Origin of the sequence: Salinicola lusitanus (assembly GCF_038648475.1) — a bacterium.
GTDB lineage: Bacteria > Pseudomonadota > Gammaproteobacteria > Pseudomonadales > Halomonadaceae > Salinicola > Salinicola lusitanus.
Genome location: NZ_CP151919.1, coordinates 3,241,815 through 3,257,720 on the forward strand (window position 1 = coordinate 3,241,815; position 15,906 = coordinate 3,257,720).

The window sequence follows — 15,906 nt, forward strand, 5'->3', positions numbered from 1 at the left end:
TGACTGATCTCCGTGAATCCTGGGGTGTCACCTGGAATGTGTGGCATGCCATGTTTATGCGCGAGATGACCGCAAGGACCATGGCGGATCGTATGTCTTGGTTCTGGATGATATTCGAGCCAATGGCCGTTGTCGGTATCATGGTAGCAATACGGGGGCTAATTTCAGGCGGTCGTCATGTCGCCGGCGCCGATTTTATTCCTTGGGTTCTTGTTGGAATGATGGGTTTTACTCTTTTCAGAGAAAACTTGATGCGGCTATTGGGCGCAGTTGATGCTAATTCAGGACTATTTACTTATAGACAAGTAAAACCCGTGGATACTGTTATAGTACGGGGGTTTTTAGAGTTTGTACTGAAGTCTTTCGTGTTCATGCTTTTTATTGGGCTGGGAGGTTTGATGAAATTTGATCTAATGCCCTCTTATCCATTAGAAGCATTTTTTGATTGGCTTTCATTATGGGTGTTGGGGTTAGGAGCTGGAGTGCTGTTTTCGGCAGCAGCGTCATTGGTGTCTGAAATTGGCAATGTCGTTAAGTTGCTAAGTTTGCCATTGTTGATACTGTCCGGGGTTTTGTTTCCTTTGAATTATATCCCACATCAATATCAACAATACGTCCTTTTCAACCCGATAGTACATGGGCTTGAAAGCTTGAGGCTAAACTTTTTTGCCGGCTACCATAGCCTTGACGGTATTAGTTTAATATATTTATGGTTTTGGGCGTTGACCATGATGACATTGGGTTTGATGCTTCACCTTCGCTTCCAAGATCGACTCAAAGCTCGATAAACCGGATGAGCGCTTAGCGCCTGTTAGTGTTGTCTATGATCGAAATTAGTAACCTATATAAGCGATATCATAACCATCACGGTAGTGATTGGGTGTTGAAAGATATTAATTTGTCAATACCCAGAAATGTTAGCGTCGGGCTTGTTGGACGTAACGGAGCTGGTAAATCGACGTTGCTCCGGTTAATCGGAGGAATGGATTCGCCTGATAAAGGAAGTATCCGCCGACTCTGCAAGGTTTCCTGGCCCATAGGCCTTGGTGGCGGATTCCAAGGTTCGATGACAGGGCGCCAGAATGTCAAGTTTGTGGCTCGCATACATAATCATGGCAAAGATGCATTTAAAATAATAAAGCAAGTCGAGGAGTTCGCTGAAATTGGCGAAGCATTTGACGAACCCGTAAAAACCTATTCGTCGGGCATGCGCGCACGCCTGCAGTTTGGTTTGTCACTGGCATTTGATTTTGACGTGTATCTTTCCGATGAAGCAACAGCGGTCGGCGATAGAGCATTTAAGGCCAAAGCTAAGAAAGCTTTTGCAGATAGAGTTTCCAAGGCCAGCTTGATCATGGTTTCTCATGGTGAGGGCATTCTAAAAGAAATGTGCCAAGCAGGTATTTTCTTGGACAAAGGAGAGGCCGTTTGGTACGACGATATCAAAGACGCGATAAAAGCTTACCACGAAGCATACAACATCAAGTCAGACAAACCCAAAACGGCAAAAAAAACCACTATTAAAACGTCTGAAAAAAAATCATTAGAGTTGTATAAAAGCGAAGCAAAACTTCTTCGTGACAGGATAAAAAAACTGGAAAATTCTAATATTGGCACGGGAAATGAGTTAAGCACAGAAAAGCCGGAACTTAAAAAGTTAAAAGCTGAGTTGGCTGTCCATCAGGATTTTATCTCAAAGCTTGAGAAGCTGGAAAACGAGGATAGTATCTCTAAGCAAAATGCATCCATCTAGCCGGTAAGATATTCGCTTAAAATCTTTGTTTGGAATACCTATGATAAACTTCATCAAAAGATATCCTCACTGGGTTATCTGCTTTACACTAATTTTCGTAGTCGCCTTTTATTGGTCATTTTGGGCTAGTGATCGATACGTGTCTCATGCAAATGTCGTGTTAGAGAGCCCTCAAATATCCACACCCGAGATAAACTTCAGTGCGCTACTTTCTGGAAGCGGATCCGCAAATACAGCAGATATGCTACTGCTCCGTGATTATCTGCTTTCAATGGATATGCTTCAGCTCTTGGTAGAAGAAGCTGATTTTCGAAAACATTATTCACAACATGGAGATTTTTTTAGCCGCCTTGGTAATCAGGATGTTCCTCTAGAGGAACTCCATGATTATTATTTAAAACGCGTATCTGCTGAGCTGGATGACTACGCAGGTGTGCTAAGGATTAATGTAGAGGCATTTACGCCTGAAGAAGCGCGGAAGATTTCACAATTACTACTTAGTATGGGTGAACGCCATATGAATGAGATGGGGCGGCGTTTAGCAGAAGAACAGGTCAGATTTTTAGAGACTCAAGTTGATGCTCTTAAAAAAGATTTTAACAACACAAGACAAGCGTTGCTGGATTATCAGAATGAAAATGGGTTAGTTTCGCCTACAAATACGGTGGAGAATATTAACACAGTTGTAGCAACTCTGGAAGGTCAATTAGCGGTAGCGAGAGCACGAAAGACGGCTCTTTCTAGCTATCAAAGCTCCCGTTCAACAGAAATGATGCGCGTCAATAGTGAGATAAATGCTCTTAATCAGCAGATTGAAAAAGAGCGTAATCGTGTTGCAAGGCAGGCCGGCAATGCGCTGAACTCTATTTCGTCTGAGTACCAGACGCTCCAACTTCAGGCGCAGTTTGCCCAAGATAGCTACTCTGGAGCGCTTTCAGCTCTGCAGAATACTCGTATCGAAGCTGCTCGGAAACTGAAACAAGTATCTATTTTACAATCACCTACTTTGCCGCAATATCCTGAAAAGCCTCAGCGGCTATACAATATAGCTGTGTTTTCTGTTATCGCACTATTTGTTACTCTGATATTTAATATGCTTGTTTTAATTATACGCGATCATCGTGATTGAGGTGTTTTGATGGTTATGAATGGGTTTAATAAAAGGCCCACCGAATATGATGAGGCTATTGAGGCGGAGCTTTACTATACGGCAAAAAGCATGTCGAAAAAGGGTTCGTCACTTTTTAATAGAATTAAGCATGACATTATGTTGTATGGGCGGCGCGCTACGTGCCGCTTAGATAGATTGGGTTATCAATATCTATCAAAAGATAGTAAGGTGAACATAATATATCTTGTGGCGGAAAGCTTCCCTGAACAGGCGTTAGATATTCTTTCAAGGTATGAAAAGACAATAGGTAAAAGCCGCTCTAGGATCGCAAAAATCGCAATTGAAAATCATACAGGTAAAAAATGTGCATTTAACCTTGAGGAAGTATGTAAGAAAAACAACACAATAGAAGATCGCGCTAGTTTGAGTTTGGTCAAAGAGAATCAGGTTGATGTCAATGATTTTGACGAAAAATTTTTAAATTTGGTTAAAATAACTAATCTGGAAATAAAGAAACAAGCTAGCGAATATAAAATGGAGGGGCTAGAAGATTTGCTTGTGTCAATAATAGTGCCCGCAAGAAATGTCGGAAAATATATTGATAGATGCTTGCAGTCTCTTTTAAATCAAGTCCACAAGAACATCGAAATAATAGTTGTTGACGATTTTAGCGAAGATGACACCCTAAAAAAAATAAAAAGTTACGCAGATCGCAGGATTCGCGTAATTACTCATGATTGTCAATCTGGTCCATACATAGCAAGAAATAATGCTTTGTCCGTCGCCAAAGGCACATTTTTTACATTTCTAGATGGTGATGACTACGCTCATCCAGAAAGAATCAGGTTGCATCTTTTAAAGCACTGCTCTGGAGATGAAAAGCTAATCTGTACGATGTCGCAATGGTTTAGAATTAATGAGGGTGGACACGTTTCCGACAGGAAAGTTTGGCCTTTAGTTCGGCTGAATATAGGTTCAATGTTTGCGTTGCGTGAAGAAGTGATTTCAAAAATTGGTTTTTTTCACGAGATTATGCATGGCGCAGATAATGAGTATTTCCATAGAATAAAAACGGCTTTTGGAAAGGAGTCGATAGATAAAATAAGGCTGCCTCTGACATATGCTACGCGTAGAAATGACTCTCTAACCGCATCTCGCGAGTTTGGTTATTCTGGAAGGTTTGATAACCCTGATAGACGCATTTACTGGGAGTCTTGGTACTCATGGCATCGGCGACATCGTGATACGCCTGATATGCTGAAGTACGAAAAAGGAATGAACGTACCGTTTTATATCCCAAATGGTATGAAAGTGAACAAACAGAGCGGTATTGCTTAAATGGCGGAGATCGCAGTTATTATAAGGCTCCTAAATAATCGGAGCGGTGGTGCTGAAAGGCTATATTGTGAGTTGGCCAATAAGTTGGCACAGCATGGACATCAAGTTTCTTGCCTTATATACGAGTCCAATTATAAACAAGCCTTTTATCGCATGGATTCAAAAGTACATGTCGTAAACTTATTTGTTCCATTTAAAAATAGATCGCTTTTAACTAAGCTTTCACAAAAGCTTGTTCCTGCTAGCTATAAAAAAAAGAATTTTTTGTTTTCGCCTTTAGATTTTATAGGGGCTGAGTTGGATTTTATTCTACAACTAAAACGTTTCTTTAAAGGGAGAAAGCCCGATATAGCTATCTCGTTCTTACCTTCCGCCAACACTCCAGTACTAGTAGCGACCAGAGGTACTGACGTCCGGACTATTTGTACCAATCATAATGTGCCGCAACAAGACTATGGCAACCCGGAGCGTTGGAGTCAAAACCCATTAGATCGATACCTTAGAAGGGTGTTAATAAAGAAAGCCGATATTATACACGTGCTTTTCGACGAATTTGGAAATTGGTTCGGAGACTCTGTTAAGCACAAAGTTAGAACGATAGAGAATTATGTTCCAGACGACTTTTTCTTAAAAGATGAAGTAAAGCAGAAATCTAACTTAATTGTAGGTATTGGGCGGCTCGCTCCGGTAAAAAATTATGGGGTATTGATTCATGCTTGGGCAAAAATACATAAGAAGCATCCTAGTTGGAGCGTAGAAATATATGGTACAGGTCCACTTCGTAAGCAACTTGAATCTGAAATAAAGGAATTAGGATTGAGTAAATCCTTTATTTTAAAGGGGCATGTAGAAGATGTGAAAAGCGTTTACGATGAAGCTAAAATATTTTGCCATCCAGCAAAATATGAAGGTTTTGGTCTCTCTGTAGCTGAAAGCCTTGCACGGGGAGTGCCTGTTGTTGCGTTTCAAGATTGTGATGGTGTCAACCAGTATGTAAAAGATGGATTCAATGGCTTGATGCTCTCTAGGCAAAGTGGTGAAGAAGAGGTTGAAAACCTAGCTGAAGGCCTTTCTACCTTGATTGAAGATGACGAGATGAGAGAGACTCTAGCAAATAAGGCTTCAGATTCAGTTAAAGAATTCAGTGAGACCTTATACTACCAAAAATGGGAACGGCTAATTGCCGAACTTGATCAACTTCAAAAGGTGTAGGTACAGTGAGTTTGCTAGATATATTAATCCCACACTACGAGGATGTGGAAGGCTTAAGTCTGTCGCTCGCCAGTATTGAGTCTCAAACTTGGCGTGGTAACCCGAGGATTGTCATATGCGATGATGGATCTTCTCATCAGACCTTAGACATGCTTGAAACCATTATTGGCAATCATCAGAATATTGTTCTGATCAAAAATGAAAACAATATTGGTAGAGCGAGAACTCGTAATGTTTTACTTGATGCTATCGAGTCGTCCTACACTGCTTGGCTCGATGCTGGCGATGAATGGTATCCGCAAAAAATAAAGATGCAATTTGATTCCCTATATCGGGCTATATATAGGCAAAACGGGAGTCCTGTCTGGAGCACTTGTAACTACGATTGGCAATGGAACTTTGGGCGTAAGAGAAAAAGGCAACAAGAAATCAATGATGATCAAATGAAAAATCTTTTGGTAGGACAGAAATTAAGATCTTATCTTTGGACGATTCTCGCCGAAAGCCACACGTTTAAAGATGTGGGATATTTTGACGAAAAACTTCCTAGGCTTCAGGATTTAGACTATTTCATTCGATTTGTTTCTAATGGTGGGCTTCTAATAAAGCCTCGGACTGAGCTTCCTTTATGTGTTTACCACAAATCTGATATAGGAAGAGATGCTAAAGAAATACATGGCTGTTATAATTACATATATAGAAAACACTCTCATGTTTATGGCACCTTCAGTAGTAAATTTAGGAAAAATAGAAAATATGATATTGAGATACACTCCGCTAGGTTTGCTCAGAATAACAACGATCCAGCAACAACATGTAGGATGTTAGTTAAGGCGGCATGTGTGAATCCAAGTAGATTTATTTATTCCGTTGTTAAAAACAAAGGAGTAAAGTTGTGAGTATTAACGTGGTTTTTTATGACCAATATACCGTTGGAAGTGAGTGCAGTTCAGGCTATTCTATTGCCAATTTTTTAAGCAACGAAACTGGGATATCGTATCAGCATGCTGATTTAAAGTGGCTTCATCCTAGGAATAAGAATTACGATCATGATTTTTTAATGCATTCATTCTTAAATGAGGAAAATAAACAGAAGGCACTTGCAAAGTTTGTTGTAGAACAATATGTCGACGGAGAAGCTGTTTTTTTTTGGGTTCCAAGATTTCTGACGTTCTCTTTAGAACAACAAAAGGCTTTAATAGAGAGTTTAAAATCAAGCTTTGTGAATATTCGCCTTGTTGAACTCTCATTGGGGTATATGGTAAATAAGTTGTACGGCGTTAAAGTTGACGCTAGTCTTGGACATATAGCTGATGAGTCTTTTGTAGTTTCAAATAGTTCGGATATCTATAGAATAATGAACGTTAATTTCACTAGAAACTTACTGGTATCCCGCTACCGAGCATTTTGTGACAAAAAAGCTGTTAACGCAGCCGATGAAACGATAGAGAAAAAAATACTAGCGTCAAACGTCATGTTGGATATTGAAAAGAATAGTGATGCTATCAACGCAGAAGTGGATTCATTAACTAAAGCTTTTTATTATTCATTCCTGAGTAATAGTGTTGGATTAAAAGATAGTAATTTTTTAAACTCATTCAAATGACTTTTGAGAACATATAATGTCCTTTTTACTGCATGTTGGTACGCATAAAACAGGTACTACTTCCATACAAAAATTTTTCAGGAAAAACCAAGAGCTGATAGAAAATAAGGGGCTGGTCTACCCCAATTTCAACATTATAAATAAAAGCAAGCGATATGCGCATCATGAGATCGCCCATGCTTTGGCGGGCAAGAGTAAAAACTTGGTATATTCGGACGCTAGGCGTTTTGTTGAGAGATGCAAAGAAAAGTACGGCGAAAGCGCAAATGTACTTATTAGTGCAGAACCTTTTTATCGACACTATATCAGTAAATCGAGTAGTCAAAATATATGGAAAGGGAAAGAGCTCTATATAAAAAGGGTCAAAGAGCTTTTTGGAAACGACACCGAGCTTATTTTTGTTTTTAGACGACAGGACTTATTCGCGGCCTCACTATTTCAAGAAAACGTGAAAGTAAATAGATATTCAAAAAAGTTTTCAAGCTTCTTGAAAGAATATTCCTCATATTTCGATTATTATAAAAATGTTGCTCTTTGGCAACGCTATTTCGAAAAGATTCATGTTTTTGATTTTGATGATCTTGCGTCGCAGGGGCCTTTAGAATTAAACTTCGCTAGAAAGCTCGGGTACGATTTAGATTCTGAAGAAGTTGTGAGTCCAGCCAAAGAAAACGAATCATTTCATCCGGATTTAGTTGAATTCAAAAGAATCCTGAATGGTACTCCTTTATGTTTGGAAACGTTGGATCGGATAAAAGGAGATATGCTTCTTTATAATAGCGAGTTTGCAGAAAGTCATGGGAAGTCCAAGTCTTATTGGATAGAAGATGCCCAGCGCAAACTTTTTCTAAATTCATACAAAGATTCAAACCGTAAGTTATCCGAAAAATATCTGTACGGAGATACTAGAAACCTGATTGATAAACCATTAAGTGACTCTATTCCGGTATACTCGGGGCTTAATGAGTCTATATTTACCGATCTAATTAAAAAATTTTTATAGCTATTGAAAGTTTTGGTTGGCATGTGATGAATCTTGACAAAATATTTGACGTCTTTACTGATAGTGAGATTGGGCAGTCTTGTGAAGGACTTGATTTTACTCCCGATAATTATTCTGAAGTTTTTTGTCCGGAGACCCCGGGAGTGAGAATATTTGCAAAGAATAAGGAAAAGCTTCCTAAAATTACAGTTAATAATTTATATGCTCGCAGTGAAAGCGTAATTTTTGTTGGAAGAGGTTACGATAGTAGTTTGTCGATTCATTTTAATGGGGGAGGGAGCATTGCTGTTCTTGGGGACAACTCTAAATGGCATCAATTTCGCGGAAAGGTCACCTTAAACCAAGACGCTGTATTTCTAGTGGGGCGGGGAGTTTCCTCTTGGAATTTGAAGGCAAATATATCCTCCCCAGGAGTATTGATTGGAGATGATGTCATGTTTGGGCACGATGTTAATATACGTACCCACTCCGGACATTGTTTTCTAGATGTAGAAACAAATGAAATTACAACGGCCTTTTCAAGACTACTTATCGAACCTCATGTTTGGGTTGGTGAGCATGTTAAAATATTCAAAACTTCTTTTATAGGATCTTGCAGTGTCCTAGGGTATGGTTCTCTTATTGTATCAGATATTCCAAGGTTTTCTTGGGCGAGGGGCAGCCCAGCGATATACGGTTCTCTCAACTCTAAACTATGGTCTCGTAGCCCCAAGAAACGTGATTTAGATAAGGCTAGACACTTTCACAGAAAATTCTTGGATTGAGTTATTTTGATTAAATAAAGGTTTTTGAGTTTCGATTTTTCGATTGAGTCTATCGACGAAAATAATGCAACTTGACGATTTATAGAGCAGGCTCGAATTCACATGATGGCACAAACTGTCGTGTAGTTACCGCGGATAGAGCGAGCAACAAAAATCCATCAAGGCGTGGGTTAAGTGCCGTGATCATGGACCTTCAAAGGTAAACCATTTCAGGTGAAACAGCTCGCCGTCATGCCCCTTTTTGGCTGACAGGGTGGCACTGCCCATGCAGGCTCGTGACCAATCGAGGCGGTCGGCGCCATGCAGTTATTGCAAGAGAACCTGATGCAGTTGCTCCCATACACCGTCTTGCTGCCCGTCCCGCAATCGACGCCAGCAGGCCACGCCCGAACCGCATCCCATTTCCCGCGGCAGCATGCGCCTAGGGATCCCCGAGCGCGGGACGAAGATAATGCCAGTCAGGGCGGCGCGGTTGGATATCGGAGGCCTGGCGCCGCGAGAATCCACTTTGGGCTCCGGCAACAGGGGCTCAACGACGGCCCATAACTCGTAGGAAACAATCTTCGAAATCATGCCCCCAAGCTATAAATGAGGGAGCTTGTTTTCAAGGTTTTGAAACGTGCTCTAAGTTATGTAGCTCACGAAGCACGCCCAGCGTTAGCCATGTGTGGGGCAAAGACTAGGATATTGTTTTTTTGGATATGTGTTTACATGTTTATAACTAAACGGATGGTTTGGGGGGCGGACTTTTCCTAAGAACACTTGCATTGCTCAAAGCATTAGCCTGGCTTTTTGTCGGTTTTAAGCTATGATCGGTTTTATTTTTTAATCACGATGTTTAGGAGAATCTAATTTTGAAAATAGCTGTTGCAGGTACGGGGTATGTTGGGTTGTCTAATGCTATGTTATTGGCACAAAATCATCAGGTTGTTGCTGTAGATATAGTTTCTGAAAAAGTAGAGATGTTGAATCAAGGTAAATCTCCGATAGAAGATACGGAAATCTCAGCGTTTATTGCGCGTTCAGACTTGCTTTTTCATGCAACGTTGGTCGCTGAAGAGGCCTATGAAAACGCGGAGTATGTGGTTATTGCCACACCTACTGACTATGACCCTGTGACAAATTCTTTTAACACAAGAAGCGTTGAGTCAGTAATAGAACAGGTCACTTCGATCAATCCTGACGCTGTCATGATCATTAAATCAACAGTGCCTGTTGGTTATACTTTACAAGCTTCTAAGATGTTTAATACTCAAAATTTAATTTTTTCTCCAGAATTCCTTAGAGAGGGGAAAGCTTTATACGACAATCTTTATCCGTCAAGAATAGTCGTTGGTGAGCGATCTGAAAGAGCTAGCGTATTCGCGGAGTTATTAAGGCAAGGGGCTATCAAAAAAGATGTGGAGATTCTTTTAACAAATAGCACCGAAGCGGAGGCTATTAAGCTTTTTGCTAATACCTACCTTGCTATGCGAGTGGCATACTTTAATGAGCTGGACACCTATTCTGAAATGCATAATCTAGACTCTAAGCAGATTATTGAGGGTGTTGGCTTAGATCCAAGAATTGGGAGGCATTATAATAACCCAAGTTTTGGTTATGGTGGTTATTGTTTGCCAAAAGACACCAAACAACTTTTGGCGAATTACAAGGATGTCCCAAACAATTTAATTGGGGCTATTGTTGAAGCAAATAGGACTAGGAAAGATTTTATTTCTGATTCAGTGATAAGTCGAAAGCCAAAGGTGGTTGGTATTTACCGGCTGGTCATGAAGGCAGGTTCTGATAACTTTCGCGCGAGCGCTATCCAAGGGATTATGAAGCGTATTAAAGCAAAAGGCATTGAGGTCATTGTTTATGAACCAGTACTCAATGATGCTCTTTTTTATAATTCCGAAGTGATTACAGATTTAGATAGCTTTAAAGCGCGCAGCGATATTATACTAACCAACCGGATGACAGATGAGCTGTTGGACTCGTGTGGTAAGGTTTATACACGAGATTTGTTCGGCGGAGATTAATTTTTTATTATCAACGATTTTTATAGGGTGGGTTATTGATTAGGGTTTCTGAGCCATTGATTATATGTTTTATTTTTGATTAGCTTTCTAGAGGCCGTGCATATGTTGCTACGATTCGTGCTGGCAACGATCTTAGTATTTTTGCCATTGACATTTTCTAATGGAGCCGATCAGTATTTCATCCAGAGAGCTGATTCGTGTAATTCAGATATGGGTTCTGGAGGCAATCTTAAAGGCACTGCAATTCCTTTTCAAGGTAAGTGTGAGGGAGCGGGACTGAGCCCGAAACTGATCAAAAATCAAGGCATTTTATTTAGAGTGTCAACAAAAGGTTCCAGTGATCGCGATCGGTCTGAGTTGGCGGCTACTTCTAAACCGTTTTATTTGGACAGACCTTATTATGTAGGTTTCGAAATAAAAGTGCCGCGTGATAGCGATGTCTCTGATGATTTCTTTTATCTTCTTCAATTTTGGCAAGGAGGAAATAAAAACCCTCCTATCGCAGGATTGAGAATGAAAAGAGGGCAGTCTCATGTTGCTTCAATAATGGTTCGCGGGCCAAATAACCCACGAGGTAATACAATTTCTACCATAAATCTTCAGCCAAGAAAGTGGCATCATATTGTGCTTGGGATACAGGTCAACTCAGATGGCACTGGCTGGATGGAAGTATGGAAAGGCCATAAGATTTCTAGTAAATGGCAAGGAAGAATAGGGTTTTCTACAGAGCCGGGCGTGAACGATTGGTATCGGTTGAAGTTTGGAATTTATAAGAAATCTGAGCCAGGTCGTCAATTTTCTACCATATATAAGAACATAAAAATAGGCGACAGCTTTCGCTCCGTTAGTTTTTAAATGCTTCTATGAATCGTATATTTATTTTGAAGTTGAGAGTGGTTTTTATGTGGCATTTCGCATTGACTAGAATATATTGCATTACAGGTAACCTTTTTCTAAGCATCGCTTGACAATCGGTGAAGATAAGCAATTGTAAAAGCTTTCCCTATCTTCATTACTAATGTGAATTTTCTTTCCAAGGTTGATGTTTGGCTCTATATTCAGGTCGAATGTATTGAGTTCTTGGTAGTATTGCTTAAAGTTGGTGTGTTTCAAGTCTTTCCTTGCATAATTTAATTCTTTTATAGCTTCCTCGATTATTTTTTCCCTTTCTTCCAGGGATATTGTTATTAGTTTTTCGGAATTCTGGTGTTGATGTATTAATTTATTTTGTAACTCAAGAAGAGCACGATGCAGTTTCCTGTTTTCTGAAGATAGCCTGGAATAGTTTATTATCGATTGCAGTGACTTTATAAAGAACATCGATTTTAAAGTTATGGATTCATTTTGTTTTTGGGGTTCAAGGTAAGTTTTAATTGGTTTTTTTGTTATTTTTTCTAGGACTTCGATTGCAAAGCTTTTGTTGCTGTTTTTCTCCATGTAGATAGGAATCAATCTTTTTTCACCCACAAGATGAGCCCATTTTTTCAAGTCACTAATGAACGGACAAGCTACTTTCTGTTTTATATCTCCTTTTTGTTTTAGCAGCTGGTTATTCATGGAGTCGATATAAAGATCAGGTCGTCGATAAGCGTAGATTATTTTTATGTTCTTGTTAGGAAATAAGTTTATGAATTGCTTCATCAAGGTGATGTTTGCTGATGTAAGCAATTCCGTACTGATTATTACTGAGTCAGGTTTTTTCTCAAAAATTTCTTCTTCTATTAGTTTTTTGAATTGCTGATGTTTGAGGTGATGCCCGTTCTCAGCCGCTCTAGATGCGTGAAACAATGTGTGATGCGCCATTGAATATTCGTCGAGAGAGCCTAAGTTTTTTCTAAGGCCTGTATTTAAATATAAAAGTCCGTTTTCACTTAGGAGATTATTTTTATTTTTATTCATTAGTAACTGAAAACTTGTTGTGGCGGTTTTGAATGCACCTGCATGTATGTATATATCAGGCATTTAGAGTTCCTATGTGGTTTATGCTTACTATACCGTGTCATTGCGTGCAAAGCTACTCATGCGGGCTTTTGACTGGTTTCTGATTACTATAACTGTGTTTTATTTTGAAATTCGGTGTTGGGTTTTGGTTTCTTGTTTTGTATAATTTTTGATAGAGTTGCATGGCGAAGTGTGCTGCAATATGAGTCATATTTTACCTTTACGCCGGAAAAGGGGTAGAGCGAATGCCGAATACAGAGAATGATAACGTGTAATTAATGGCATGACTCTTCTAAATTGGCTAGTTTCTAGAGGTGTTCCTGTTGCTAGCCTGCCTAAGTCCGGCTCAGGTTAGATTGCGCTATAATCAAGCATGTCTTAGCGCAATCATCGTGAATGGCTGTGTAGTATGAGTAAGATAAGTCAAATTATCTTTTGAGTCCGGCTTCCGCTATTGGAGATATTTCAATGAAATCATGGACTCGATATCCCATCTGGTTTGGTGAGCTGTTCACCGGGGCCAAGTCGTTCAAGGCCAACCCGCTGCTGGGCAGCGAGCGGCTGAATCGCTACGGCCTGCATGCCGCTCGGGTCTGGTCGGCGTACTGGATGTCTCGGCTGCGCATGGCAATGCTGGCGCCGGGAGTGCCCAAGCTGGACCGGCAGCAGTTCCAGCGTTTCGGCTACGTGCTCAAGGAGAATTATCTCTCCGATCAGCAGTTCCAGGCGTTGATCCAGGAGATCGGTGCCTACGAAGGCGAGATTCGGGAGTGCTGCCAGGGCGATACCAATACCCACCGGATTCTGCTGGCGCCGGAAGTCGTCGAGCAATTACCGACGGTCAAGGCGGTGCTGGGAGATTCGGCGTTGAAGCGGCTGTTCCGCTACTGCGCCGGACATGCCCGCTTGCCGATCTGTCATATCGAGAACGTGCACAACGGTAGCCGGGATAGCGTGACCGAGCGCGACCCCCAGAAAAACCTGCACGTCGATACCTTCCAGCCCACCATGAAGTTCTGGCTCTACCTGGAGGACGTGACCGACGAGAATGGCCCGTTCGTGTTCGTGCCGGGCTCCAATCGACCGCATCGTGAGCGGCTGAAGTGGGAGTATGAGATGAGCCTGCGTGCGAAAGAGCACGCGGATCGCTACACGGCGCGGGGCTCGTTCCGGGTCAGCCAGGAAGAGGCCGAAAGGTTGGGCGAGGGCGGTCCACGGCCATTTCGGGTCAAGGCCAATACGCTGCTCATCGCCAATACCTTCGGCGTCCATGCCCGGGGCAACGCCGAGCCGGGTAGTTCACGCCTGGCGCTGTGGGGCATGAGCCGGACCAACCCCTTCCTGCCGTTGCCGGGGCTGGGATTCGACTACTTCAATCGGCTTCAGTACCGGGTGCTTCAACGCATGCGTCGGCAGGAAGATGCGAAAGCCGCGTCCAAGGGTGGGCAGTCGTCCTGGCATGTGATCGATCAGCGGCGATTGTAGTCCTCGATTCGCCACCTAGTGCAGGAATTCGGAAAGCAACCTTCGGGTTGCTTTCTGCGTTTCTGGGCGCGGGATTTCTCTGAGCTCCAGCGCCGTTGCGTGGCATCGCCGCTCATTAAAATTAGGCCGTTAGCAGCCTGATCGTATGTCAAAAAATGAGTGTTAGATAAACCATCTTGCCGTGACGGTGAGGACTACCGATGCTGGTGGGCGCTGTCTGTCGCAGGCCGAAAGATATCCGTGTCCTGCCGGACTGCCGTGGCTCTCGCGCATACGACCGCGAAGCCTAAATCGCAAGCGCCAACGATAACAAGGGGCGATAGCGCTCCAAGGGAAGAGTTCATGAAGCCTACGTTCAAGCTTTGCGCTGTCGCCAAGGATGAGGGGCCTTACCTGGCGGAATGGGTTTTCCACCATCTTCATTTCGGCTTCGACGCGATTCACGTTTATATCAATCGCACCTCTGACGCTTCGGCCGCCGTGCTGGAGCGAATCCGTGGCACCTACCCGCAGGTCAGCTACGAATTCATCGACTGGGTCGATCTCTGCGACCCGGGTGTCGGCGCCAAGCTGCAGACCATCGCCTATGCCAAGGAGCTGGATCGCTCACGCCAGGAAGGGGTCGGCTGGCTGCTGTTCCTGGATGTCGATGAGTTCTGGGTGCCCAACGATTTCGCCACTCCCGTCGATCGTTTCGTGGCCGCCATCAGCGGCGATGGCCAGCCTCAGCCTATCTGTCATCTATGGCACTGCGAACTGGGCCAGCGCGCCCCGTTCACGCCGCTACAGCGTGGCGCGGGCTACGAGCTCTCCTCCCATTTGAAGACCCTGTTCCCCCTCGACGGCATCGATATCAGGCACGTGCGAGTCCACCACCCCATCTTCGGGGCTCAGGTGACGCCGCTGGATGCCGATGGCGCGCCCATGACCTTCGACGAGCAGCAGTCGGAGCTGGCAGCCCAGAGTGTGATGAAGCCGAAAAGCGCTTATATCATCCACCGGATGTATCGCTCCGAGGCGGAGTACCTGTCGCTGTCGTTGAGAGGCCGCCCCTCCCAGAGAAGCCTGCTGAAAATGAATCGGCCCGGCTATCGCTCTCATCGCAACGTGACCGTGCATCGTCGCTTCTTCTGGCCCGAGGATGAGTTCCGGGCCTATGACCGGGATCGAGAACGCTTTCTGTCGGAGCTCGATATCGAAACCCTCATCGCAGCCGACAAGCTGGCCATTCTGGAGCGGGCCGAACGGGCGACGGTATTGATCAAGGAGAAGCTCGATACCCCGGAGCGGGACAGGGCGGTGGCGTTCCTGAAGGGGACTCGGCATGAAGTGGTCGTGGTCCCGGAGGAGGATAGCGCGGCGAGCGGGCCCTCGCCTGCGAGCGTGGCACCCCGGGATCATGCAGTGCCCGGTCGCGAGGCCCCGAGATCGCGATCCTGGCTGTCGATTCTGGCTGGGTGGTTCGGGCTGTCGCGGCAACATCGAATGCCCTGAGTCACGTCGGCTCGGTGGCGGGTCGCACACCCTTTTGCCGACAGGCGGGGTGGCTGAGTCGGTTTTTGTCGCCGACATTGAGGGGATCGAGCCATGGTGCGGTAAGATGACGCTTTTGCGTCGCGTCGATGACAATGGCGGCTCTGGCCTCCACCTGGGCGCGCGTTCCGTGGTGAGA

Annotated in this window: 15 protein-coding genes; 13 read left to right on the forward strand and 2 right to left on the reverse strand. The window is 43.4% G+C overall.

The features are described from left to right. The first annotated feature begins 50 nt into the window (after positions 1-50). From AAGT95_RS14610 to AAGT95_RS14650, 9 genes are all read left to right on the forward strand, one after another. On the forward strand, positions 51-788 hold the full coding sequence (locus AAGT95_RS14610; protein WP_342594295.1) for an ABC transporter permease: 738 nt from the start codon (positions 51-53) through the stop codon (positions 786-788). 35 nt (positions 789-823) lie between these two features. After that, complete coding sequence (locus AAGT95_RS14615; RefSeq protein ID WP_342594296.1) at positions 824-1,753, forward strand: ABC transporter ATP-binding protein; 930 nt, start codon at positions 824-826, stop codon at positions 1,751-1,753. Positions 1,754-1,892: 139 nt separating this feature from the next. Continuing rightward, on the forward strand, positions 1,893-2,882 hold the full coding sequence (locus AAGT95_RS14620; RefSeq protein ID WP_342594297.1) for a chain-length determining protein: 990 nt from the start codon (positions 1,893-1,895) through the stop codon (positions 2,880-2,882). 15 nt (positions 2,883-2,897) lie between these two features. Beyond that, positions 2,898-4,202, forward strand: coding sequence for a glycosyltransferase family A protein (locus AAGT95_RS14625; RefSeq protein WP_342594298.1), 1,305 nt, complete (start codon positions 2,898-2,900; stop codon positions 4,200-4,202). Beyond that, the gene (locus tag AAGT95_RS14630) at positions 4,203-5,414 is read left to right on the forward strand and encodes a glycosyltransferase (protein ID WP_342594299.1); all 1,212 of its coding nucleotides are present in this window, start codon (positions 4,203-4,205) and stop codon (positions 5,412-5,414) included. A gap of 5 nt (positions 5,415-5,419) precedes the next feature. After that, positions 5,420-6,313, forward strand: a complete 894-nt coding sequence (locus AAGT95_RS14635; protein ID WP_342594300.1) for a glycosyltransferase family 2 protein — start codon at positions 5,420-5,422, stop codon at positions 6,311-6,313. Then, on the forward strand, positions 6,310-7,020 hold the full coding sequence (locus AAGT95_RS14640) for a hypothetical protein (RefSeq protein ID WP_342594301.1): 711 nt from the start codon (positions 6,310-6,312) through the stop codon (positions 7,018-7,020). The genes AAGT95_RS14635 and AAGT95_RS14640 overlap by 4 nt, the downstream gene beginning before the upstream one ends. Positions 7,021-7,036: 16 nt before the next feature. Beyond that, positions 7,037-8,023 carry a hypothetical protein gene (locus tag AAGT95_RS14645; protein ID WP_342594302.1) on the forward strand — a complete coding sequence of 329 codons (987 nt, stop codon included), beginning with the start codon at positions 7,037-7,039 and terminating at the stop codon, positions 8,021-8,023. A 26-nt stretch (positions 8,024-8,049) separates the two neighbouring features. Further along, positions 8,050-8,787: a hypothetical protein gene (locus tag AAGT95_RS14650; protein WP_342594303.1), complete on the forward strand. Its 738-nt coding sequence runs from the start codon at positions 8,050-8,052 to the stop codon at positions 8,785-8,787. 306 nt (positions 8,788-9,093) lie between these two features. Here the strand turns inward: AAGT95_RS14650 and AAGT95_RS21670 are convergent, their stop codons facing one another. Beyond that, the gene (locus AAGT95_RS21670; protein ID WP_425356028.1) at positions 9,094-9,360 is read right to left on the reverse strand and encodes a transposase; all 267 of its coding nucleotides are present in this window, start codon (positions 9,358-9,360) and stop codon (positions 9,094-9,096) included. Positions 9,361-9,641: 281 nt separating this feature from the next. Here AAGT95_RS21670 and AAGT95_RS14655 point away from each other — a divergent pair, with 281 nt between their 5' ends. Further along, on the forward strand, positions 9,642-10,808 hold the full coding sequence (locus AAGT95_RS14655) for a nucleotide sugar dehydrogenase (protein ID WP_342594304.1): 1,167 nt from the start codon (positions 9,642-9,644) through the stop codon (positions 10,806-10,808). A gap of 102 nt (positions 10,809-10,910) precedes the next feature. After that, positions 10,911-11,663 (forward strand): heparin lyase I family protein, encoded by a 753-nt coding sequence (locus tag AAGT95_RS14660; protein ID WP_342594305.1) that lies wholly within the window; start codon positions 10,911-10,913, stop codon positions 11,661-11,663. A gap of 81 nt (positions 11,664-11,744) precedes the next feature. Here AAGT95_RS14660 and AAGT95_RS14665 read toward each other — a convergent pair whose 3' ends face one another. Next, entirely contained in the window at positions 11,745-12,770 is a 1,026-nt protein-coding gene (locus AAGT95_RS14665) for a hypothetical protein (protein ID WP_342594306.1), read from the reverse strand. A 447-nt stretch (positions 12,771-13,217) separates the two neighbouring features. Between AAGT95_RS14665 and AAGT95_RS14670 the strand changes: the two genes are divergently transcribed. Both AAGT95_RS14670 and AAGT95_RS14675 read left to right on the forward strand, forming a co-directional pair. Further along, positions 13,218-14,234 (forward strand): phytanoyl-CoA dioxygenase family protein, encoded by a 1,017-nt coding sequence (locus AAGT95_RS14670; protein ID WP_342594307.1) that lies wholly within the window; start codon positions 13,218-13,220, stop codon positions 14,232-14,234. A 342-nt stretch (positions 14,235-14,576) separates the two neighbouring features. After that, entirely contained in the window at positions 14,577-15,728 is a 1,152-nt protein-coding gene (locus AAGT95_RS14675) for a glycosyltransferase family 2 protein (protein WP_342594308.1), read from the forward strand. The last annotated feature ends 178 nt before the right edge of the window (positions 15,729-15,906 follow it).

Bases quoted from the DNA above. Each gene is read 5' to 3' on its own strand.
- AAGT95_RS14610 (WP_342594295.1), top strand. From the start codon at position 51: ATGTTTATGCGCGAGATGACCGCAAGGACCATGGCGGATCGTATGTCT.
- AAGT95_RS14615 (WP_342594296.1), top strand. From the start codon at position 824: ATGATCGAAATTAGTAACCTATATAAGCGATATCATAACCATCACGGT.
- AAGT95_RS14625 (WP_342594298.1), top strand. From the start codon at position 2,898: ATGAATGGGTTTAATAAAAGGCCCACCGAATATGATGAGGCTATTGAG.
- AAGT95_RS14630 (WP_342594299.1), top strand. From the start codon at position 4,203: ATGGCGGAGATCGCAGTTATTATAAGGCTCCTAAATAATCGGAGCGGT.
- AAGT95_RS14645 (WP_342594302.1), top strand. From the start codon at position 7,037: ATGTCCTTTTTACTGCATGTTGGTACGCATAAAACAGGTACTACTTCC.
- AAGT95_RS14650 (WP_342594303.1), top strand. From the start codon at position 8,050: ATGAATCTTGACAAAATATTTGACGTCTTTACTGATAGTGAGATTGGG.
- AAGT95_RS21670 (WP_425356028.1), bottom strand. From the start codon at position 9,360: ATGATTTCGAAGATTGTTTCCTACGAGTTATGGGCCGTCGTTGAGCCC.
- AAGT95_RS14660 (WP_342594305.1), top strand. From the start codon at position 10,911: ATGTTGCTACGATTCGTGCTGGCAACGATCTTAGTATTTTTGCCATTG.
- AAGT95_RS14665 (WP_342594306.1), bottom strand. From the start codon at position 12,770: ATGCCTGATATATACATACATGCAGGTGCATTCAAAACCGCCACAACA.
- AAGT95_RS14670 (WP_342594307.1), top strand. From the start codon at position 13,218: ATGAAATCATGGACTCGATATCCCATCTGGTTTGGTGAGCTGTTCACC.
- AAGT95_RS14675 (WP_342594308.1), top strand. From the start codon at position 14,577: ATGAAGCCTACGTTCAAGCTTTGCGCTGTCGCCAAGGATGAGGGGCCT.